The organism is Thalassospira lucentensis, assembly GCF_050516545.1.
Classification (GTDB): domain Bacteria; phylum Pseudomonadota; class Alphaproteobacteria; order Rhodospirillales; family Thalassospiraceae; genus Thalassospira; species Thalassospira lucentensis_C.
Genome location: NZ_CP191544.1, coordinates 4372587 through 4393483, shown reverse-complemented (window position 1 = coordinate 4393483; position 20897 = coordinate 4372587). Strand labels below are relative to the sequence as shown.

At 52.9% G+C, this 20897-nt stretch carries 18 protein-coding genes; 15 read left to right on the top strand and 3 right to left on the bottom strand.

The window, feature by feature from the left end; genetic code table 11:
- Positions 1-1305 carry a CmpA/NrtA family ABC transporter substrate-binding protein gene (locus ACQ0MK_RS20055; protein ID WP_430474118.1) on the bottom strand — a complete coding sequence of 435 codons (1305 nt, stop codon included), beginning with the start codon at positions 1303-1305 and terminating at the stop codon, positions 1-3.
- 364 nt (positions 1306-1669) lie between these two features.
- Between ACQ0MK_RS20055 and ACQ0MK_RS20050 the strand changes: the two genes are divergently transcribed.
- The 8 genes from ACQ0MK_RS20050 (at position 1670) to rbsK (ending at position 10207) form a co-directional block, all read left to right on the top strand.
- Positions 1670-3616 (top strand): sigma 54-interacting transcriptional regulator, encoded by a 1947-nt coding sequence (locus tag ACQ0MK_RS20050; protein WP_430474117.1) that lies wholly within the window; start codon positions 1670-1672, stop codon positions 3614-3616.
- A gap of 167 nt (positions 3617-3783) precedes the next feature.
- On the top strand, positions 3784-3978 hold the full coding sequence (locus ACQ0MK_RS20045) for a twin transmembrane helix small protein (protein ID WP_350040941.1): 195 nt from the start codon (positions 3784-3786) through the stop codon (positions 3976-3978).
- 57 nt (positions 3979-4035) lie between these two features.
- Positions 4036-4608, top strand: a complete 573-nt coding sequence (locus tag ACQ0MK_RS20040; RefSeq protein ID WP_430474116.1) for a cob(I)yrinic acid a,c-diamide adenosyltransferase — start codon at positions 4036-4038, stop codon at positions 4606-4608.
- Between the two features lie 244 nt (positions 4609-4852).
- Positions 4853-5602 (top strand): electron transfer flavoprotein subunit beta/FixA family protein, encoded by a 750-nt coding sequence (locus tag ACQ0MK_RS20035; RefSeq protein WP_430474115.1) that lies wholly within the window; start codon positions 4853-4855, stop codon positions 5600-5602.
- Between the two features lie 15 nt (positions 5603-5617).
- Positions 5618-6553 carry an electron transfer flavoprotein subunit alpha/FixB family protein gene (locus ACQ0MK_RS20030; protein ID WP_430474114.1) on the top strand — a complete coding sequence of 312 codons (936 nt, stop codon included), beginning with the start codon at positions 5618-5620 and terminating at the stop codon, positions 6551-6553.
- A 69-nt stretch (positions 6554-6622) separates the two neighbouring features.
- The gene (locus ACQ0MK_RS20025; protein WP_430474113.1) at positions 6623-7510 is read left to right on the top strand and encodes a 3-hydroxybutyryl-CoA dehydrogenase; all 888 of its coding nucleotides are present in this window, start codon (positions 6623-6625) and stop codon (positions 7508-7510) included.
- Between the two features lie 166 nt (positions 7511-7676).
- The gene (gene xylB / locus ACQ0MK_RS20020; RefSeq protein WP_430474112.1) at positions 7677-9143 is read left to right on the top strand and encodes a xylulokinase; all 1467 of its coding nucleotides are present in this window, start codon (positions 7677-7679) and stop codon (positions 9141-9143) included.
- Between the two features lie 131 nt (positions 9144-9274).
- Positions 9275-10207 (top strand): ribokinase, encoded by a 933-nt coding sequence (gene rbsK, locus ACQ0MK_RS20015; RefSeq protein ID WP_430474111.1) that lies wholly within the window; start codon positions 9275-9277, stop codon positions 10205-10207.
- 13 nt (positions 10208-10220) lie between these two features.
- Here the strand turns inward: rbsK and ACQ0MK_RS20010 are convergent, their stop codons facing one another.
- On the bottom strand, positions 10221-10781 hold the full coding sequence (locus ACQ0MK_RS20010) for a redoxin family protein (protein ID WP_430474110.1): 561 nt from the start codon (positions 10779-10781) through the stop codon (positions 10221-10223).
- Positions 10782-10812: 31 nt separating this feature from the next.
- Between ACQ0MK_RS20010 and argH the strand changes: the two genes are divergently transcribed.
- From argH to ACQ0MK_RS19995, 3 genes are all read left to right on the top strand, one after another.
- Positions 10813-12228 (top strand): argininosuccinate lyase, encoded by a 1416-nt coding sequence (gene argH / locus ACQ0MK_RS20005; protein ID WP_430474109.1) that lies wholly within the window; start codon positions 10813-10815, stop codon positions 12226-12228.
- 140 nt (positions 12229-12368) lie between these two features.
- A complete protein-coding gene (gene lysA / locus ACQ0MK_RS20000; protein ID WP_430474108.1) occupies positions 12369-13634 on the top strand; it encodes a diaminopimelate decarboxylase in 1266 nt (421 codons plus the stop codon).
- Between the two features lie 183 nt (positions 13635-13817).
- On the top strand, positions 13818-16223 hold the full coding sequence (locus ACQ0MK_RS19995; RefSeq protein ID WP_430474107.1) for a DUF4175 domain-containing protein: 2406 nt from the start codon (positions 13818-13820) through the stop codon (positions 16221-16223).
- Positions 16224-16319: 96 nt separating this feature from the next.
- Here the strand turns inward: ACQ0MK_RS19995 and ACQ0MK_RS19990 are convergent, their stop codons facing one another.
- Positions 16320-17150 carry a DUF3426 domain-containing protein gene (locus ACQ0MK_RS19990; protein WP_430474106.1) on the bottom strand — a complete coding sequence of 277 codons (831 nt, stop codon included), beginning with the start codon at positions 17148-17150 and terminating at the stop codon, positions 16320-16322.
- 324 nt (positions 17151-17474) lie between these two features.
- Here ACQ0MK_RS19990 and ftsE point away from each other — a divergent pair, with 324 nt between their 5' ends.
- From ftsE to ACQ0MK_RS19970, 4 genes are all read left to right on the top strand, one after another.
- A complete protein-coding gene (gene ftsE / locus ACQ0MK_RS19985) occupies positions 17475-18188 on the top strand; it encodes a cell division ATP-binding protein FtsE (protein ID WP_350042864.1) in 714 nt (237 codons plus the stop codon).
- Between the two features lie 58 nt (positions 18189-18246).
- Positions 18247-19149, top strand: coding sequence for a cell division protein FtsX (locus ACQ0MK_RS19980; protein ID WP_350046792.1), 903 nt, complete (start codon positions 18247-18249; stop codon positions 19147-19149).
- Between the two features lie 117 nt (positions 19150-19266).
- Positions 19267-19986: a YdcF family protein gene (locus ACQ0MK_RS19975; protein WP_430474105.1), complete on the top strand. Its 720-nt coding sequence runs from the start codon at positions 19267-19269 to the stop codon at positions 19984-19986.
- A 64-nt stretch (positions 19987-20050) separates the two neighbouring features.
- Positions 20051-20866, top strand: coding sequence for a lysophospholipid acyltransferase family protein (locus ACQ0MK_RS19970; RefSeq protein ID WP_430474104.1), 816 nt, complete (start codon positions 20051-20053; stop codon positions 20864-20866).
- Positions 20867-20897 lie beyond the last annotated feature (31 nt).

Sequence of the window (20897 nt, the reverse complement as noted above, 5' to 3'; positions counted from 1 at the left end):
TCAGCTTACCCCTTTACCAATGGCAAAGCTGTTCACATAGGCTTCAGGCTCATCAGGGTCGAAAGTCTTGCCCATGATGCTATAGGTTTTGTAGGTCTCGGTCGGGGCCTCATACCCAAGGTCTTTCATGACCTTGGCGCAATCGGCTGCGACATAGACTTCTTCGGCGATTTTCTTGTAATGGATGTCGCCTTCGATATAGCCCCAGCGTTTCATCTGGGTCAAAATCCAGACCCCCATGGAATGCCATGGGAACGGATCGAAATCGATACGGTCCGGGACATTCAGAACTTCGCCCAAGCCATCCGCATACCGCCCGGTCAGAACCTGTTCGATCACTGGAACCGGCTGGTTCAGATAGTTTGCCGGTGCAATTGCTGCCGAAATTTCTTTGCGGTTTTCCGCTTTGGACGCGTATTGGGTCGCATCAACAATCGATTTCAAAAGTGCGCCATAGGTGTTTGGAAGCTCTTCCGAAAACGCCTTGGAGCAGGCAAATGCACAGCATGGATGACCTTCCCAGATATCCTTGGTCAGGGTGTGCAGGAAGCCGATTTTTTCCCAGACAGCGCGCTGATTGAACGGATCCGGTGACAGATAGCCATCAAGGTTACCGGCACGCAGGTTTGCAACCATCTCGGGCGGCGGAACGACACGGATCTGAATGTCCTTGTCCGGATCCAGCCCATGTTCGGCAACGTAGTAGCGCAGCAAGAAGTTGTGCATCGAGTATTCGAATGGCACACCAAACTTGAAGCCTTTCCACTGCTTAGGATCACGTTTATCAAGGTGGTCGTTATGCAGCACGATGGCCTGACCATTGATGTTTTCAACGGCTGGCATCAGGAACGGTGTTGCCGTGGACCCAGCCCCCATTGAGATCGCCAATGGCATCGGGGTCAACATATGCGAGGCGTCATATTCATTGTTCAATGACTTGTCGCGCGCAACCGCCCAACCGGCTGTCTTGATCACATCAACATCAAGGCCGTATTTTTCATAAAAGCCCATCGGCTGAGCCATAATGATCGGTGTTGCGCAAGTAATCGGAACAAAACCAATATTCAGTTTGGATTTTTCCGGCTTGCCCAGATCATCAAGGATCGCCGCTTTGACCTTATCAATCGGCAGAACAGATCCCAAGGCGGCCATCATGGTGGTACCGCCGACCATCTTGGCAAAAGAACGCCGCGAAATTTCATCATGCCCAAAGACGGACCGGACAATCGCACTGTCGATTGCGCGATCAAGCATCTCTTCACTGCTGGCAGGTGTTGTATCACCCATATCACTATGTGCAGGCATTTTTGCAAGATCATGTTCTACGCTATGACCTTGGGCCGTATGTGATGCGTGTTTGTGATCCCCTTTTGACGCGCAAACCTCACAGCCACATGATTTACTGTGCCGAAGGTCTGCATCCCCACTGAATGGATCGCCCAGACTTTTGACTGACATATGATCACCCCCTGTTGTTACGCCACCCAGATCAGGCAGCATCAGATATTCACAAGGGACAAGAGCAACCAGCGTGCCAACTTGTTGCATCGCAGCAGTTTCGTTGGAAACGCTAGACTCTGCATATGAAGGCTGGCATCCTCAGGTAATACGAAAAATCGTAATTTACGAATTTTCGTAATTATTAATACGATTTTTCGTAGGATCTTCAATGAATAGCGATGTAATCCAGCCTATTTCAATGCCTTTGGAGACACTTCATCTTCAGGCACTTTTGGCCCACACGCATCCGACATTATTGGTTCATCCAAAAACCGACAGCATCATTTTTGCCAATGATGCTGCTGCCAAATTGCTGGGCCGCAGCATAGGCACCCTGAAATCATCAAAGATGAGTGCCCTGCACAAAGGACAAGTTCCCAGCCTTGTCGTTTTTAGTCAGGCAGCCCTCTACCACGGCTTTGCGTGGACGCGAGGGCTGGATTTGACCCGCCCGGATGGGTCTGAATTAAAGCTTGAACACGAAGCCCGTGCGATCACACTCAATAATGAAGAATACCTGACCATTACCATTTCTGACCTTGATGCCCGCCATCGTCGCGATGTCGATTCAGAAGCAGATGATTACCTCCGTGAAGGCATTTCCGAATGGCGACGCGCCGAACGTTTTTTCCGCGAAATTGAACGTGAAAACCAGCTCATTCTAGGGGCGGCAGGCGAAGGTATTTACGGGGTAAACAGCGACGGCATCACAACATTCGTCAACCCGGCAGCTGAACGCATGCTGGGCTGGACAGCGGATGGGCTTGTTGGCAGGGAAATCCATTCGATCATTCACCATTCCCATGTCGACGGCGAACCCTATCACGCTGAACAATGCCCGATTTACAATGCGTTTCGCGAAGGCATTGTCCGGCGCGTCGACGACGAAGTTTTCTGGCGCAGTGATGGAAAACCGATCCGGGTTGAATATACCTCCACCCCTATTCGCGACCATGGGCTTGTCATCGGGGCCGTGATTGTTTTTCGCGACATCACCGAACGTAAAATTGCCGAAGAAAAACTGCATGCCGCACTGGCCGAGGTTGATCGCCTTCGTGAACGGCTTGAACTTGAAAACGCCTATCTGCAGGAAGAAATTCTTTCGACCAACAACCATCACGAAATCATCGGTCAGTCGGATGCTATTCAGGGTGCCTTAAAACAAATTGATCTTGTTGCCCCAACCGATGCCAACGTTCTGATCACGGGTGAATCCGGAACAGGGAAAGAACTGATTGCGCGCGCCATCCATCAGGCCAGCACCCGATCAGATCGCGTATTGGTTCGCGTGAACTGCGCGGCCATTCCCCATGAACTTTTTGAAAGCGAGTTTTTTGGCCATGTCCGCGGTGCCTTTACCGGTGCCATACGCGATCGCGTGGGCCGCTTTGAACTGGCGGATGGCGGGACATTGTTCCTTGATGAAGTCGGAGAAATCCCGCTAGAGCTTCAGGGCAAATTGCTGCGTGTTTTGCAGGACCAAAAATTTGAACGCATTGGCGAAGAACGCACCCGAGAGGTCAATGTTCGCTTGGTCGCTGCAACCAACCGCGACCTTAAAGAAGAAGTGCGCCAAGGGCGTTTCCGCGAAGACCTTTATTTCCGCCTGAATGTCTTCCCGATTGAATGCCGCCCATTGCGCGACCGTACCGACGATATCCCACCATTGGCGACCCATTTCCTGCGCAACATCTCCCAGCGATTAAACATCAGCCAACCCACACTGACCAAGGGACAGGTCCGCACCTTGCAAAATTACGGTTGGCCGGGGAATGCCCGTGAACTTGAAAACGTTATTGAGCGGGCCGCAATTCTTGCCCATGACGGCAAACTACATTTCGACTTACCTGAAACCGGTGGGCGCGATAGTCGAAGACTGATCGACACAGCTGTCGATCAGACCGAACTCCCCGAAAAAGCCATCCTAACCCGCGATGAATTGCGCCAAAACGAATGCAACAACATCATCCACGCCCTGACAGAGACACGCGGAAAGATTTTTGGCCAAGGGGGTGCCGCCGCCCTTCTCGATATTAAACCGACCACGCTGGCATCGCGTATCAAGACGTTCAACATTGATCGTCGAGCATTTCTTTTGGATAAAACGTCCGAATAATCCAAAAATTTTCCAACGCCGGTTGCCTATAAAGGCTGCTTGGCGCAGCATGTCGTCGCCTGATACAAACTGACCTAACGACATATAGATTAATCTTTGCGATTTCCCGTTATTGCAAAACCCCGATGACGGCATAAGTCCTCAGGCAGGAACAAGGAAGACCAAGAATGGCTGCATTTCTTCAGATCGGTGCTTTGCTGGCGATGGCCGCTGTCGCCGTTGTTCTGGTTCTCGGCATCATATCCATGGCACGCGGAAACGATGCCCGAAAATCCAACAAGCTGATGCAGCTTCGTGTCCTGCTTCAGGCTGGCGCGCTTTTGCTTTTGTTTATTCTGTCTTTGATGGCACTTGGGAAATAACCTAGGAAATAACCCGGCCCGGATATTTATCCACATTCGCCACATAACGGACGGCACATGGTTCAACTGACACGTATCTATACAAAATCCGGTGACAAGGGCAAAACAGCCCTTGGAAATGGCACACGCGTTTTCAAAAACGATATTCGCGTTGAGGCCTATGGCACCGTTGATGAAACCAATGCCGTTATTGGTGTTGCCCGGCTGCATGCCACCGGCGATCTCGATGACATGCTGGCGCGAATCCAGAACGATCTTTTTGATCTCGGTGCGGATTTATGCACGCCCGGCGATGGCACGAACGACAATCCGGAACAGCCGGCATTGCGCATCATCGCCAAACAAACCGAACGGCTTGAGCAAGAGATTGATCAGATCAACGAACATCTTGATCCGTTGAAATCCTTTGTCTTGCCCGGTGGCAGTGCGCTTTCGGCCCAGCTTCACATCGCGCGCACTGTATCGCGCCGCGCCGAACGCCTGATGGTCGCACTGGCGGGAATCGAGGCGATCAACCCCGAAGCCGTGCGCTATATCAACCGGCTTTCCGACCATATGTTTGTCTTGGCCCGTCATGCAAATAATGGCGGCAAAGACGATATCTTGTGGAAACCGGGACTGACGAGATAAGGAAAAATATTGGACAAATCCCTGTTAATTGGCGGATTTGTCCCGTATCAAGATTATAGAAGGGCATCAAAATTTTAGTGAAGAAGTTATCGTTAACGTTAACCTCTTTACGTAAATTGACAACCCGTATCGCACTCCCTATTGTGCATCGCGGGGAAACCAGTAACATCCGGGCCCACCGCAAACTGCCCGTGCAGGGAGCAGAAAGCCTATAGTTTCGACAACAAAAACGAACAGGTCTGTCATGAAGGTTCTTGTCGCCGTTAAGCGCGTTGTGGATTACAACGTCAAGATCCGAGTCAAACAGGACCAGTCTGGCGTTGAGTTAAACAACGTCAAAATGTCCATGAACCCGTTTGACGAAATCGCCGTTGAAGAGGCCATCCGCCTCAAAGAAGCAGGTACTGCGACCGAAGTGGTTGCTGTATCTCTCGGCGTTAAGCAGTGTCAGGAAACGCTCCGCACTGCTCTGGCTATGGGTGCCGATCGCGGCATTCTGGTCGAAACCGACGACGAACTGCAACCGCTTGCTGTTGCAAAGCTCTTGAAAGAAGTCGTTGCCAAAGAAAGCCCGGACCTTGTGATCCTGGGTAAACAGGCAATTGACGATGATGCCAACCAAACCGGTCAGATGTTGGCCGCGCTTTTGGATTGGCCGCAGGGCACGTTTGCTTCCAAGATTGCCATTACTGATGGCAAGATGGATGTCACCCGCGAAGTCGACGGCGGTCTTGAGACCGTTAAACTTGATCTTCCGGCAATTGTGACCACTGACTTGCGCCTCAACGAGCCGCGTTATGCGTCCCTGCCGAATATCATGAAAGCCAAGAAAAAGCCGCTTGATACGATGAGCCCCGCGGATCTTGGTGTTGATACCGCGCCGCGCCTTAAAACCCTGAAAGTGACGGAACCACCATCACGTCAGGCAGGCGTCAAAGTTGCTGATGTTGCCGAGCTTGTCGACAAGCTGCGCAACGAAGCAAAAGTTATCTAAGCGGGGATCATTCAAATGAGCATTCTTGTTATTGCCGAACACGACAATACCGAACTGAAAGGTGGCACGCTTAACACCGTTGCCGCTGCACAGAAAATCGGTGGCGACATCACCATCCTCGTTGCCGGTGAAAGCTGCCGCGGCGTTGCTGAAACGGCTGCCAAAGTTGACGGCGTTTCCAAGGTTCTGGTCGCAGACAATGCCGCCTATGGCCATTTCCTGGCAGAAAACATCGCAGGCTTGGTTTCCGAACTGGCCGGTGATTACGGCCACGTTCTGGTTCCGGCGTCGACTTCTGGCAAAAACTTCATGCCGCGCGTTGCGGCATTGAAAGACGTCGCGCAGATTTCCGACATCACCGATGTTGTAAGTGCCGATACATTTGTCCGCCCGATTTATGCCGGCAATGCATTGGCGACCGTGCAGTCATCTGACCCGATCAAACTGATCACGGTACGTACCACGGGCTTTGATCCGGTTGCCGCCGAAGGTGGTTCTGCATCGATCGAAGATGTTGCAACTGTCACCGATGCTGGCAAGTCCAGCTTCGTCGGTGCTGAACTGACCGAGTCGGAACGCCCTGAACTGACCGCTGCCAAAGTTGTCATTTCTGGTGGTCGCGGCATGGGATCGGGTGAAAACTTCCACCTGATCGAACCGATTGCCGACAAACTTGGCGCTGCAATCGGCGCGTCACGCGCTGCGGTTGATGCCGGATACGCTCCGAATGATTGGCAAGTTGGCCAAACCGGCAAAGTTGTTGCACCGCAGCTATACATTGCTGTAGGCATTTCCGGTGCTATTCAGCACCTTGCCGGTATGAAGGACAGCAAGGTCATTGTCGCAATTAACAAGGACGAAGAAGCACCGATCTTCTCGGTAGCCGATTACGGCCTTGTCAGTGACCTGTTCGAAGCCCTTCCCGCACTGGCGAGCGAACTCGACAAATAATCTGATCCCATTTAGGGTCAAAACAGTGAATTCTATTGTTTTGGCCCTAAGGGGACGAGTGGGGAACAAATGGCTTCGTTGGAAGATATCAAAACCATTGGCGTAATCGGCGCTGGTCAGATGGGCAATGGCATTGCCCATGTGATCGCATTGGCTGGTTACGACGTCCGAATTCTCGACATCTCGCAAGACGCCCTTGATAAGGCGATTGGCTTGATGGAAAAGAACATGGACCGTCAGGTCAAGAAAGAGCAAATTACCGCAGCGCAAAAAGATGCTGCCATTGCTCTTATCTCAACCGGGACGGACTATTCATTCCTGACAGGCTGCGATCTGGTAATCGAAGCAGCAACCGAGAATGAAGAAGTCAAAAAACAGATTTTCAAAGCTCTTTGTCCGGTTCTTGGCCCCGAGGCCATCATCGCGACCAATACATCTTCGATCTCGGTAACCCGTCTGGCGTCCTATACGGACCGCCCGTCGAAGTTCATGGGCATGCACTTCATGAACCCGGTGCCGCTGATGAAGCTGGTAGAGCTGATCCGTGGCATTGCCACCGATGAAACCACCTATCGCACCATTCATGAACTGACCAAGAAACTCGGTAAAGACACGGCAAGTGCCGAAGATTTCCCGGCTTTCATTGTCAACCGCATCTTGCTGCCGATGATCAACGAAGCGATCTACACCCTTTATGAGGGTGTGGGGAATGTCGAATCCATCGATACCGCATTGCGACTGGGTGCCAATCACCCGATGGGCCCGCTGCAACTCGCAGATTTTATCGGTCTGGATACCTGTCTTTCGATCATGCATGTCCTGCATGACGGTCTGGCAGACACCAAGTACCGCCCGTGCCCATTGCTGGTTAAATATGTCGAAGCTGGATGGCTTGGCCGCAAGGCTGGCCGTGGCTTCTATGACTATAGCGGTGATGAGCCGGTCCCGACCCGCTAAGGGCGCAACCGTAGCTTATTCGCATATCAAATTAAAGCCGCTGCAGATCGCAGCGGCTTTTTTTGTTGCAATCAAGCCACCAAGCATCTGGAATAAAGATCACATCAACCCGCACAATCGCAATGTCGGGATAGAATGATAAAATACGTCTGGAGGCGGTCCGAAAATGTTTCTCGGGATTGATGTCGGCACATCAGCGGTCAAGGCACTGCTTATTGACGAAAACTCGGCCACAGTTGCCGAGGCCGATATCCCGTTATCTGTTTCGACCCCTCATCCGTTCTGGAGCGAACAGAACCCGGCCGACTGGTGGCAGGCGACCTTGGGCGCGATTGACGCGCTCACGGCCCAAAACCCCACCGCAATTGCCGCCACACGCGCCATTGGTCTGTCTGGACAGATGCATGGTGCAACTTTGCTTGGTGCCGATGACAAACCGCTTCGACCAGCCATTCTTTGGAATGATGGTCGGGCCATGCGCGAATGTGAAGAACTGGATCAGGCCTTGCCCGATCTGGGCATTCAGGCCGGTGTTGCTACCATGCCGGGCATGACCGCCCCGAAACTGATCTGGTTGAAAAAACACGAACCTGATCTGTTTGCCAAAATAAAAACCATCCTGCTGCCCAAGGATTACATCCGTTTTTGCCTGTCGGGCGACAAAGTAACCGAGATGTCGGATGCCGCAGGCACGCTTTGGCTTGATGAAGAAAGTCGAAGCTGGAATCACGCTGCAATTGATGCCTGTGGGTTAAACATGGATCAGTTACCAAAACTGGTCGAAGGATCGGATGTCACCGGAACTCTTTTCCCCGAACTTGCCAATCGATGGGGCATGGGCCGCAATGTGATTATTGCGGGCGGCGGCGGCGATGCGGCAACCGGTGGCATCGGTGTCGGCGCTGTCAGTCATGGGGATGGCTTTATCTCGCTTGGCACATCGTCACAGATATTCGTCGCATCGGACAAATACCGGCCAAAACCCAAAGAACTTCTGCACAGCTTCACCCACGCGATCCCGCAACACTGGTTCCAGATGGCAGTGTTGCTTAATGGGGCAAGTTGCCTGCAATGGGCGGCCAGTCTTTTGGCAGAACCCGACATTGGCGCGTTACTGCGTCGGGTCGAGGCACAACATGCCGCCCCCTCTGACATTCTATTCCTGCCCTATCTGAACGGGGAACGCACCCCGCATAACAATCCCTATGCCCGTGGGGTTTTCTTTGGCCTTGGCAGTGACAGCAACCGGGAAATGATGGTGCAATCAACCCTTGAAGGGGTCGCCTTTGCTTTGTCTGATGCTCAATCACGCCTGCATGCCGCAGGGGCGCATTGTGAATTGCCCGGCGTTATTGGTGGCGGTGCGCGCAGCCGATACTGGATACAGTTGATTTCCGACATTATGGGAACGCCCCTTGCCCGCTATGAAGGGGCCGCCAAGGGTCCGGCATTTGGGGCGGCACGTTTGGGACGATTGGCACTGACCAAAGAACTCCCCGAAGATGTATGCCTGAAACCGGCCATTGAAGAGGTCATTGAGCCCAATCAAGTCCGACACGCATCCTATCAGCCGCGTTTTGCCAAGTTCAAACGCCTTTATGCCGCCCTTTCAGACGAATTCACCCCGACCTGAAATCGCCAAGTTCAAATCCCGCTAAAGATTTTTTGTGATTGTGGGGCATTTTGCCTTTCTACGACTTTAAACCACTGATCTAATACCAATATTACCATAATAGTATAATTTTTATTCTAATTGGATAGGCTATGGGTATTGCAGTTGTCGGAAGCTCCAACATTGATTTTGCCGCGCGCGTGACAAAGCTTCCGCAGCCGGGGCAAACCGTTCTGGCCAAGGAATACAAATCCGGTCCCGGTGGCAAAGGCTGTAATCAGGCACTGGCGGTTAACCGCCTTGGCGTTTCGCCAATTTTCATTTCCAAAATCGGGGATGACGTTCTTGGCCGTCAACTGCTTGCAACCCTGTCTGACGAGGGACTTGATACCAGCCATTTGATCATTGCAGATGGTGCTCAAACCGGCACGGCCCTGATTTCCATTGATACCGCCGGTGAAAACATGATCACGGTAGTCGGCGGCGCGAACATGACCATGACGCGTGGCGATCTGCATGAAAAACAAAGCCACCTGCGCGATTGTGACTTTTTGTTATTGCAGCTTGAATGCCCGGTCGTTGCCGTCGATTGCGCGATAAAATATGCCCGCGAAGGTCATGCGAAGGTCATTCTGGACCCTGCCCCCGTCCCGGATCACATGGTGATGCGCGATCTTTTGGCTCTGACCAATATCGTAACGCCAAACAGCAGCGAATGTCTGGCCATGACGGGAATTGATCCCGTCGATATGGCAACCGCGACCATTGCGGCCAACAAGCTCCATGAAATGGGGCCAGAAACCGTCATTATTAAAATGGGCAGCAAAGGTGCATTTTATTCATCTGATGGCCAGATCGGACTGGTGCCGTCCTTTGTGGTCAGCGCCATTGATACGGTCGGTGCCGGGGATTGCTTTAATGCAGGACTTGCCGTTGCGCTTCATGGCGGACAAGACCTTGCGGATGCTGTGCGCTTTGCCTGTGCCACCGGCGCGTTGTCGACCACGCGCAACGGGGCTGGCGATGCGGCACCAACCCTTGAACAAGTATTGGCATTGCTCGAAGACCCGGCCTCGGCCAGCTAACCGAAAAAGTTGCCTAAGACATTTCCGCGATCAGACCATCAAAATACGTAATCACCGCTGGCGCATCCCAACGGGCAATGCCTTCAAGCTTGCCGCGGATAACCCCGTTGCTATCAATGACAAAACTGGTGGGAAGTCCCCGTGCGCCCATCTGGCGTGCCGTCGCACCACGCGGGTCGAGCACGACATCAAGATGCTCGATTCCATTCTTTTCAAAGAATTCTGTAACCGCTGCGGCCCCGCCACGATCCTGACTAAGTGCTAAAACCCGAAACGGCTTTCCCGCCATTTCAGCCGCCAACTGATCAAGTTCGGGCATTTCCTTGACGCAGGGCACACACCATGTCGCCCACAGATTGACCAAAACAACCTGACCTTTCAGGTTATTAAGAGATATCTCTGCATCATTTTCATCGACAAACACCGCACCTTCGGGCAAAGAACCGTCATCAGATGGAGCCACCATCTTTGAAAGTTCTTGCGGGAATTGCGTATCTGCAAAGGCAGGGGTTGCATAAATGCCCGATATGGCGACAATCACGCCAAGTTTTACGTAATGAAGCAATGCCTTCACAACACCCACCTTTCCAATACTGCGGATCACAATGACCGATCAAAACGCCACCGACCAGAAAAATGCCAACTCCCTTTGGGGCGGCCGCTTTGAAGCAGGCCCGTCTGCCATCATGGAAGAAATCAATGCTTCCATCGGTTTTGACAAACGCCTCTACGCTCAGGATATTCAGGGTTCCAAAGCCCACTGCGCCATGCTGGTCAAGCAGAACATCATCCCTGCAGAAGATGGCGAGAAAATCACCAATGGTCTAGACCAGATTCTTCAAGAAATCGAGAGCGGGAATTTTAAATTCTCAAGCGCCCTTGAAGATATCCACATGAATGTCGAAAGCCGCCTGCGCGAATTGATCGGTCCCGCAGCAGGCCGCCTTCATACTGCACGCTCGCGCAATGATCAGGTCGCAACCGACTTCAAACTGTGGGTTCGCGACGTCGCGCTTAGCGATCTTGAAGCAGGCCTGAAAGGTCTTCAGGAAGCGCTGATAACGCAGGCTGAAAAGAATATCGACACGATCATGCCGGGCTTCACCCATCTTCAGGCCGCCCAACCGGTGACCTTTGGCCATCATCTTTTGGCCTATGTTGAAATGTTTGGCCGGGATCGCGGTCGCGTTGCCGATTGCAAAACGCGGGTCAATGAAAACCCGTTGGGCTCGGCCGCCCTTGCCGGAACACCTTATCCGATTGACCGTCATATGACGGCAAGTGCCCTTGGCTTTGACCGCCCGACTGCAAACTCGCTTGATGCGGTATCGGATCGTGATTTTGCCCTGGAATATCTGAATGCCACGTCAATCACGGCGATGCATTTGTCGCGTCTGGCCGAAGAAATGGTCATCTGGTGTTCGGCACAGTTCAAATTTATCGGCATGTCCGACAAATTTTCGACCGGATCGTCGATCATGCCGCAAAAACGCAACCCCGATGCGGCTGAACTGATCCGATCAAAAATCGGCCGTATCGTTGGCTGCTATAATTCCCTGATGCTGTCGATGAAGGGATTGCCGCTGGCATATTCCAAAGACATGCAGGAAGACAAAGAACCGGTTTTTGAAGCCCACGATCATCTTGGCCTGTGTGTTGCAGCCATGACCGGCATGGTTGCCGACATGAAGGTCTTTGCTGACAACATGCGTGCAGCAGCTGGCGCGGGTTACACCACGGCGACCGATCTTGCCGATTGGCTGGTTTCAGAACTTGGCATGCCGTTCCGTGATGCGCATCACGTGGTTGGTGCCACGGTGAAGCTGGCCGAAACCAAGGGATGTGATCTTGATCAGCTTTCCCTTGATGACCTTCAGGGGATCGAGCCAAAAATCACCAATGCCGTTTATGACGTCCTGACCGTCGATGCATCTGTTGCGGCCCGCCAAAGTTTTGGCGGCACGGCACCAGTTCGGGTCAAGGAATCCGTTGCTGCGGCAAAGGAAAGGTTTCTGAAATGAATGTCAGTTTGCTTAAACGCGGCACCGTGATCACGCTTGCCGTTATGATGAGTCTTTCGGTTGCGGCGTGTGGGAAAAAAAGGCCCGCTCGATCCGCCGACCGACAAAGGTTACGAATATCCAAGGGACTACCCAGCCAAATGAACCATTTTGAATATATTGATGGCGTCCTTCACGCTGAAGGTGTCTCGCTTCCGGAACTGGCTGATAAAGTCGGAACCCCGTTTTTCTGCTATTCCACCGCAACGCTGGAACGCCATTATAAGGTTTATGCCAGTGCGTTTGATGGTCTGGATGCCACGGTTTGCTATGCGATCAAGGCAAACTCCAATCAGGCCGTTCTAAAAACGCTGGGCAAGCTTGGTGCCGGTGCAGACGTTGTGTCCGTGGGTGAAATGCGCCGTGCATTGCGTGCAGGCATTGCCCCCGCCAAAGTCATCTTTTCTGGCGTTGGCAAAGCCGAAGCCGAAATGCGCGAAGCCCTTGATGCCGACATTGCCCAGATCAATGTCGAAAGCATCCCGGAACTGATCGAACTTAACCGTGTTGCCATCGACATGGGGAAAAAGGCCCGCATTGCATTGCGAATCAACCCGCATGTTGATGCCAAAACCCACGAAAAGATCGCAACCGGCAAGGCCGAAAACAAGTTTGGTATCGACTGGACCCGTGCGATTGAAGTCTATCGCGATGCGGCCGCGATGGATGGCATCGAGGTCACCGGTATTGCCATGCATATCGGCTCACAATTGACCGATCTCGCCCCGTTCCGCGAGGCTTTCACACGCCTTTCCGATCTGGTCGAAAAACTACGTGCCGAAAATATCAATATCCGCAATCTTGACCTTGGCGGCGGCCTTGGCATCGCCTATCAGGGCGAAACCCCACCGCTTCCAGATGCCTATGGTCAGATGGTACGTGAAACTGTTGGCCATCTTGGCTGTCACATCACGCTGGAGCCGGGTCGTTTGATTGCCGGTAATGCCGGGATCATGGTATCGCGCGTTATGTATATCAAAGACGGCGAAGCAAAACGCTTTGTCATTCTTGATGCCGCAATGAACGATCTGATCCGCCCGACACTTTATAACGCCTATCACGAAATCATCCCGGTCGATGAACAGGGTGACGGCGACAAACAGGCAACTGTCGATGTCGTCGGCCCGGTATGTGAAACCGGTGATACCTTTGGCAAGGACCGCACATTGCCTGATAACCTTAAGGCAGGTGATCTGGTCGCAGTGATGTCTGCCGGGGCTTATGGTGCGGTGATGTCTTCGACCTATAACACCCGCGCATTGACGCCAGAAGTCCTGGTAAAGGGCGATGAATTTGCCATCGTCCGCCCGCGTCAGGAAATCGATGATCTGATCAATATGGATCAAATTCCCGGATGGTTGGACTAGGTTCCAAAGCCGAACGGTTACAAACATTCTGATCTTTAAGGCGACCTGTGATTTGCAGGTCGCCTTTTTATTTGGCCTCAGACCACGGGAATAACTTGACCCGCCCTTGCCAAACCCCAAGTTTTAGGTAGATAGCTTTGCGATCCTTCTCGCAACGCATGGGCAATAAGGGCCACCAGACAAATGTCGCTGATACCACCGTATCCCGGAATGGAGCATCATGTGCGCAGGGCGCGCATGGTCATGATTTGGGAATCGGTTTGGCCCTGTCTCATCCCGTCGCTGTCTGTTGGTCTGCTGACGGTTGGGTTGACGCTGACCGGCACGTTTGAATTCCTGCCTGCCACGGCCCACATCATGCTGCTGTCGGTGTTGTCGGTGGCGATGATGGTTGCTGTGCTCGCACCTTGGCGTCGTTTCCGCTGGCCGACCCGCCGGGATATCTTACGTCGGCTTGAAGTTGAAAACCGGCTTGAAAACAACCCGCTGCAAAGCCTTGAAGATCATATCGACGAGACAGAAGATCCGCTGACCAGCTTCCTGTGGCAGCGCCAACTTGGCCTGCATGAAACGGCACTGGCGAATTTACGCCTTCCCCGTCCAATCCCGGCGATCAGCAAGATTGACCGGTTTGGCCTTACCGCCATTCCCATTCTGTTGATGTTTGTCGGACTGATGGTTGGCAGCAATCATATCGCAGAACGCTTTTCCAAGGCTTTTAGCCCCCTGCAACGCTTGGGTGCGGCGGATTTCAGCGCAACACTCTGGGTCACCCCACCGGCCTATACCGGGCAGGTCCCGCGCGTCTTACGCTTTAGCGCCTTGGCGTCCCAAGACCCTGCAAATGAAGGCACAGGCCAAAATGTCATGTCGGTCGACGTTCCGGCCGGATCGACCCTTGATGGCAGCATTTCAAGTATCTGGTCCCCGACCTTAACCGCACCGGATGGAGAACGCGATTTCACTGAAAGCAGCGAAAACAGCTATGTTCTTTCGACCGCCATTGAACAATCGGGTGAATGGCGCATTTCGGTTTGGGGGAATGACCGCCTGACCTTGAACATCAATCTGGTTGCCGATCAGCCCCCCAGCCTTTCTTTTGTCAGTCCACCGGAAATTACGCGCCGCGATCATATTCGTCTGGATTATACCGCCAATGATGATTACGGACTGGCCAAGCTTGATCTGGTGATAACACCCGCCCCTGATGACGCAACGATTGATCAATACGGTCCGATTGATCAAATTGTCATTGATCTTAAGGGCGAAGGTGCCAGTGAAACCTCAATGCCGACCCGCGTTGAAGGGCCAAGATTTGTCGATCTTGTTGCCCATCCTTGGGCAGGTTTGCCCGTCAATATCCAGATGCAATCGCGTGACAATGCCGATCAGGCCGGACAAAGCGACATCCGATCACTTGTCCTGCCCGAACGCGAGTTTTCCCACCCTGTAGCGCAAAAACTGATCGCCATTCGCCGGAGCCTCCTGCGTCATCCTGATCGCGCGCTTGAAATGCATCAGGCCATCTTGCCGGTTCTGTATGCGCCGCAGGCCTTTAATGGTCATATTGGTGTTTTCTTGACCCTGTCGGTCGCAGAAAGCCGCCTAGCCGCAAACCTGAATAACCGGGAAGTCCATCAGGACGTGGCCGGGCTTTTGTGGCATATCGCCGAGGAAATCGAACGCGGAAGCTATGGCATTGCTGAACGTAATTTGATGGAGGCCGAAGAACGTCTGCTTGAAGCCCTGTCAAACCCGGACATCACCGAAAGTGAAATCGCGCGTCTGATCGAAGAATACCGGCAGGCATTGAACCAGTATCTTGCGGCTTTAACCCGCGAAAGCACCCAGTCACCCGAAGAACAACCGGCTGCAACAGCCACCCTTGAGCAACAGGATCTTTCGCGGATCATTGATCAGATCGATGCCCTGATGCGTGCCGGCGCCCGTGACGAAGCCCGCCAACTCATCGACCGGCTACGTGAACTGGTTGAAAACATGCAAGTCACCAGCGGTGAAGGCGGCATGGATATCACTTCAAGCTTGCGCGAAATGCTTGATGGCATGCGTGATCTATCGCGTCGACAACAAGATTTGATGAGAGAAGGCGACAACCCCGCAACCCAGAACGGTCCGGGCCCGCGCGCCGATCAGCAACAAGGCCTGGCCGATGACGCCAATGACATCCTGAACAGCCCCGGTCTCGGTCAGTTTGGGGATGTAAGCGGTATGAATGCCGTCATAGACGCCATGCGGGGTGCTGCAGAGGCGCTTGGACACAATCGGTCTCACGAGGCCCTGCAACATCAACGACAGGCCATGGAGGCCCTGCAACAGGGCATCGGCGAGATCAGCCGTGCGCTTGAAGGGCTTAGTCAGTTAGCCCCGATGCTTGAAGATCTTGACGGGGCAGGCCGCCGCGATCCGCTGGGCCGTCCGGTGGGCGGGAATGGCACCACCATCATTCCTGATGTGAATACGCTTGAACGGGCATGGCGGATTTTACAGGAACTTCGGCGCCGGTCTGGCGACCCTGATCGCCCACAAGTCGAACAGGAATATATCGACCGCTTGCTGAAACGGTTCTAGCGGAACAACCATCCGGTCCCACAACTCACCAAAATCCCAATAAAAAAGGCAGCGATGAAACGCTGCCTTTTTGCATAAATCTTGTCGCCTTGCCGATTACGGTTCGACCGCTTCACGCGGATCAAGGAACGTTACCTGCAAACGGGTTGCTGTCGGATTTGGACGACGGATTTTCGTTTCCACCGTCAAGGTTTCTCCCACAGGCAGCATTTGCTGTTCCATCGGCATTTCGGCACCGGTCGTTACCATCGACTCGTCATAGACCAGCGGCATCTTTTTGCGCTGAACCACACGATCAAGCGGATCAAGCAACTCGATCAGAAGATACGGCAAGGCGCGCGGTTCTTCACTGATATTGACGATCTCGGCACGTACCACCAGAACATCAACGCCGTCTTCATCTTCACGGGTCGGCGGCAGTTCCCGAATATCAAGGCCTTCACCAACATGGGGCACATCAAGCCCGACCATGTCGTAAACCTTGGCAATCGGTGGCCACAGCTCGATCACCTGATCCTTGGCAAAGTAACCCCCTGCACCAATCCCGCCAAGCAACAGCAAGAAGATGATCCAGCCAACAATACCCTTTTTCTTTTTGGGTTGTGGTCTGGGGTTATTGCGGATCAGCTGCTGCGGAATGGGCGGCGGATCTGGAATCTTGTCTGCTTCTTCAAAGCCGGGGTCAACACGCCCCCCACCCATCTGGTTGGCATTGAAATCAGCGCCCAACGCCCCTTCTTCATTGAAAGGCGGCGGAAGGTCATTATCTGGCGTAGCCGCAGGCTGGGGTGCTGGCTTCTTCGCGCCGGGCGGCTCCTGATGCCAGCTATTGCCGCAGCTTTTACAGCGCACGGTACGGCCTTTCGAGCCGATTGCTTCTGTCTTAACTGAGTATTTTTTAGAACACTCTGGGCAAGTAATGATCATTGCAAACCTGGCATTTCGATGACAGCGGCATCAAACATCGGGGGAGGCATAAAAAGCTCACAGTCAGCGATCCCCCAATCGCGCCAACCGTGAATTACACTATATGTAAATAGCCGCGATTTAACAGACTGTTAAGCACAGATAACAGAAGCTGCCCGGATTTAGGTGTCTAACCATTGCGTAATGGCTCTGTTCGTGGCATCCGAAAGCAGGAGAAAAACCGGCTAAACCGGTTTAATCATTTTCGATATTGTCATGACAGGTGCTTTTTCCAAGCCCACAAGACCATAAAGAAACCTAAGTTAATTGCAGCGGCAACCGCCAATGCAAACCGTCATTCTGCCAGATGGAGCGCCGATTTTGACCGATGTTGTCAGTTTCAGGAATGTCGGGGTCCGATACGAATCCGGGCCTGATATTTTGCGCGATCTGAACTTTTCTTTGGGCCGCGGCAGTTTCCATTTTCTGACCGGTGCATCGGGTGCAGGCAAGTCGACCTTGATGCGACTTTTATATTTGGCCCTACGTCAGACTCGCGGTGAAATTAATATTTTCGGGCGTGACAATATCCGTATTCCACGTGACGAGCTGCCGGCGATTCGCCGCAAAATTGGTGTGGTGTTCCAGGATTTCCGTCTGATCAATCATTTGACGACCTTTGAAAACGTTGCTTTGCCATTGCGTGTTGCCGGTGTTGAAGACCTGCAAATCCGCAAAAACGTGACCGAACTTCTCGAATGGGTCGGGTTGGGCGATCAAATCAACGCACCGCCATCGCGCCTTTCGGGCGGTCAGCAACAACGTGTCGCCATTGCCCGTGCGGTCATCGGTCGCCCGGCATTACTGTTGGCCGACGAACCGACAGGTAATGTGGATGACCGAATCGCCATGCGGTTGCTGTATTTGTTTGAAGAACTCAACAAACTCGGGACTACTGTTTTGATTGCCACCCATAACCGGCAACTGGTCAGGCGGTTTGGCCATACGCAATGGTTGCTTGAAGGTGGCACATTACACGATGTGACCAACAGCGGCTGACACAGACAAAACGGCTTTAACATCGCGCTAACAAGATCAACAGGACCAAAACACGATCATGGCATTTCGCGCACCACCATCGCATCTACCGCTTGAAAGCGACTCTTCCTCGCGCTTTTTGCCGAGCATTGTCGCCCTGATGGTTGCCTTGCTGACGTTTTCGATCGTCGGGCTTGCTGCCCTGCATGACAGTGTTGGTCAATGGTCAGGCCAGATCGAAGGAAGCCTGTCGATACAGGTTCCCCCAACCGAACTTGCCAACCGCACACCAGATGAACGCGAAAAAGCTCTTCAGAAAACCGTCGATACCATCATCGACGAAGTTTCCACAATGCCCGGCATTGCCCGGATCGAAGAACTGAGCCCCGACACCATGGCGGCCCTTCTTGAACCGTGGCTTGGCCCGGATGAGGTTCTGAGCGAACTGCCCATCCCGCGCATCATCGAAATCACCCCGGAAACCGGATTTAACTTTGATGCGCTTGAAGTCAGATTGGGAACAATCGCCCCCGAGGCGATCTTGGATGACCACCGCATCTGGATTGAACGGATTGCAGATGTCGCCTTTTCCGTCGAACTGGCACTGTCTCTTTTGATTGTGGTGTTGTTTGGCGCGACCATACTTTCGGTCGTGTTTGCCACCCGTTCGGGGCTGTCGATACATCATCGCATCATTGAATTGCTGCATTTGATTGGTGCGCAGGATGGCTATATCGCCAAACAATTTGGCCGACATAACCAGCGACTTGCTTTTTTCGGGGCCTTGATTGGGCTGCTGATTGCGCTTCCTGTGTCTGCCCTGATCGGGTGGCTTGGCATGCGCGCCGGATGGCCAATTCCGTCACTGGTTCTCAGCCCGACCTTTATTGCCCTTACTGTTGCCATTCCCTTTATTGTCGCCTTTGTTGCCGGGATCACAGCAACCCGCACCGTCCTTCGTGTTTTACACAGGATGTTGTAACAAACGACATCGCTCCGTATAGTTCGACCAATACAAGCTTCCCTTTTGAGATCATGGCTTTGGCCGTCGCAGGAGATCCGAATACATGCCTAAACACCAATTTTTTGGCACGCATTCATGAACAAGCCACCACGTAGTGTGCAACAACGCCGCCGGTTTCGCCGGTTTCGCTTTTTGCTTTCGGTTTTGATTCTGTGCGGGTTGATCTGGGCAATTGGTTTTGTCTGGTATGTCAATTCGATCCCAACCACGGTCGATAACACCAATGAACGTACCGATGCGATTGTCGTCCTGACCGGGGGCAGTGAACGGCTGTCCGAAGGTCGTCGCCTTTTGGCGCGTGGCATGGCGGATAAGCTTTTCATATCAGGTGTCTATCGCGGGGTAGAGGTCGATGAACTTCTATCGGCCGGGAAAGCTGACCCACGCCTTCTGTCTTGCTGTGTCGTTCTGGGGCATATCGCGGAAAATACCCGTGGCAATGCGATTGAAACAGCTGTCTGGGTCTATGGAGAAGAATTTAAAAGCGTGCGGATCGTTACGGCCAACTACCATATGCCGCGCTCGCTTTTGGAATTCCGTAGTCTGATGCCCGATGTGGAAATCATCCCGCATCCGGTTTTTCCGGATAATGTGAAAATTGAAAATTGGTGGCGTTTCCCGGGAAGCACAGCCTTGATCGCCAGCGAGTTTAACAAATATATGTTTGCCAGCCTGCGCAATACATTGCTGCACTGGCTCCCCGGTGGGGGTCAAACAGCATTACGAGGACCCGACGGTAACACACCGTTGCCTCAGGATTTCTCGGCATCCAATGCGACAGGCAAAAAGGGCTGAACAATTGCCACATAGCTGTTACAAAGCACCAAATGGACCCTAGGCGTATGAAGGATTTTTCTGAATGAGAGCCCTCCGCGCGTTACTTTTTAACGTGTTGTTTTTTGGCGGAACAGCCTTGCTGTGCATCAGCATGATCCCCTTGATGGTCTGCGGCCGCAAGGCCAGCCAGTTTGTCGGTCATGCGTGGTGTCGATTGACCCAGGCGGCCCTCAACCTTTCGGTTGGCATGCACAAACGCATCACCGGGCTTGAAAATCTGCCCGATGGCCCCTGCATTCTGGTGGCAAAGCATCAATCGGCGTGGGAAACCCTGACCTTTCACACCGTGGTGCCCGATCCGGCCTATATTCTCAAAAAAGAACTGACCAGAATTCCGCTTGTCGGACAGTTCCTGATCCTGTCTGGCCAGATTGCCGTTGATCGGTCTGCCGGGGGTTCGGCACTCAAAGACATGATCAAGGGCGCGTCACAAGCGCTTAAGGAAAACCGTCAGGTCATCATTTTCCCCGAAGGTACGCGCACCCCACCCGGATCAAGCCGCCCGTATCATCCGGGCGTCTATGCGCTTTACAAAGCCTTTCCCGACACCAAGGTTATTCCGGTCGCGGTGAATTCCGGCATGTTCTGGGGCAAGGACAGCTTCATGAAATATGGCGGTCGGGTTACGATGGAACTCATGAAACCGATTGAACCGGGCCTTGATCGCAAGACCTTCATGACCGAAATCAAAACCAGAATTGATACCCGAACCCGCGAACTTGAAACCGAAGCACAGCGTGAATTCTCTTTACCTATGCTGACCTCGGCCGATATCGCGGCTCAGGAATCTTCGCAAAATTCAGATGCCGGACGCGTCGAAAAAGACACCGCATCCTGATAGCCCGCAGGTTTGCCCATCATATTAAAAG

Excerpts from the sequence above, each read along its gene's own strand:
- ACQ0MK_RS20040 (WP_430474116.1), top strand. The coding sequence starts at position 4,036 with ATGGTTCAACTGACACGTATCTATACAAAATCCGGTGACAAGGGCAAA.
- ACQ0MK_RS19990 (WP_430474106.1), bottom strand. The coding sequence starts at position 17,150 with ATGATCATTACTTGCCCAGAGTGTTCTAAAAAATACTCAGTTAAGACA.
- ACQ0MK_RS19970 (WP_430474104.1), top strand. The coding sequence starts at position 20,051 with ATGAGAGCCCTCCGCGCGTTACTTTTTAACGTGTTGTTTTTTGGCGGA.
- ACQ0MK_RS20050 (WP_430474117.1), top strand. The coding sequence starts at position 1,670 with ATGAATAGCGATGTAATCCAGCCTATTTCAATGCCTTTGGAGACACTT.
- lysA (WP_430474108.1), top strand. The coding sequence starts at position 12,369 with ATGAACCATTTTGAATATATTGATGGCGTCCTTCACGCTGAAGGTGTC.
- ACQ0MK_RS20025 (WP_430474113.1), top strand. The coding sequence starts at position 6,623 with ATGGCTTCGTTGGAAGATATCAAAACCATTGGCGTAATCGGCGCTGGT.
- ACQ0MK_RS20030 (WP_430474114.1), top strand. The coding sequence starts at position 5,618 with ATGAGCATTCTTGTTATTGCCGAACACGACAATACCGAACTGAAAGGT.
- xylB (WP_430474112.1), top strand. The coding sequence starts at position 7,677 with ATGTTTCTCGGGATTGATGTCGGCACATCAGCGGTCAAGGCACTGCTT.
- ACQ0MK_RS19995 (WP_430474107.1), top strand. The coding sequence starts at position 13,818 with ATGTCGCTGATACCACCGTATCCCGGAATGGAGCATCATGTGCGCAGG.
- argH (WP_430474109.1), top strand. The coding sequence starts at position 10,813 with ATGACCGATCAAAACGCCACCGACCAGAAAAATGCCAACTCCCTTTGG.
- ACQ0MK_RS19980 (WP_350046792.1), top strand. The coding sequence starts at position 18,247 with ATGGCATTTCGCGCACCACCATCGCATCTACCGCTTGAAAGCGACTCT.
- ACQ0MK_RS19975 (WP_430474105.1), top strand. The coding sequence starts at position 19,267 with ATGAACAAGCCACCACGTAGTGTGCAACAACGCCGCCGGTTTCGCCGG.
- ACQ0MK_RS20055 (WP_430474118.1), bottom strand. The coding sequence starts at position 1,305 with ATGCCTGCACATAGTGATATGGGTGATACAACACCTGCCAGCAGTGAA.
- ACQ0MK_RS20035 (WP_430474115.1), top strand. The coding sequence starts at position 4,853 with ATGAAGGTTCTTGTCGCCGTTAAGCGCGTTGTGGATTACAACGTCAAG.
- ACQ0MK_RS20045 (WP_350040941.1), top strand. The coding sequence starts at position 3,784 with ATGGCTGCATTTCTTCAGATCGGTGCTTTGCTGGCGATGGCCGCTGTC.
- ftsE (WP_350042864.1), top strand. The coding sequence starts at position 17,475 with ATGCAAACCGTCATTCTGCCAGATGGAGCGCCGATTTTGACCGATGTT.
- rbsK (WP_430474111.1), top strand. The coding sequence starts at position 9,275 with ATGGGTATTGCAGTTGTCGGAAGCTCCAACATTGATTTTGCCGCGCGC.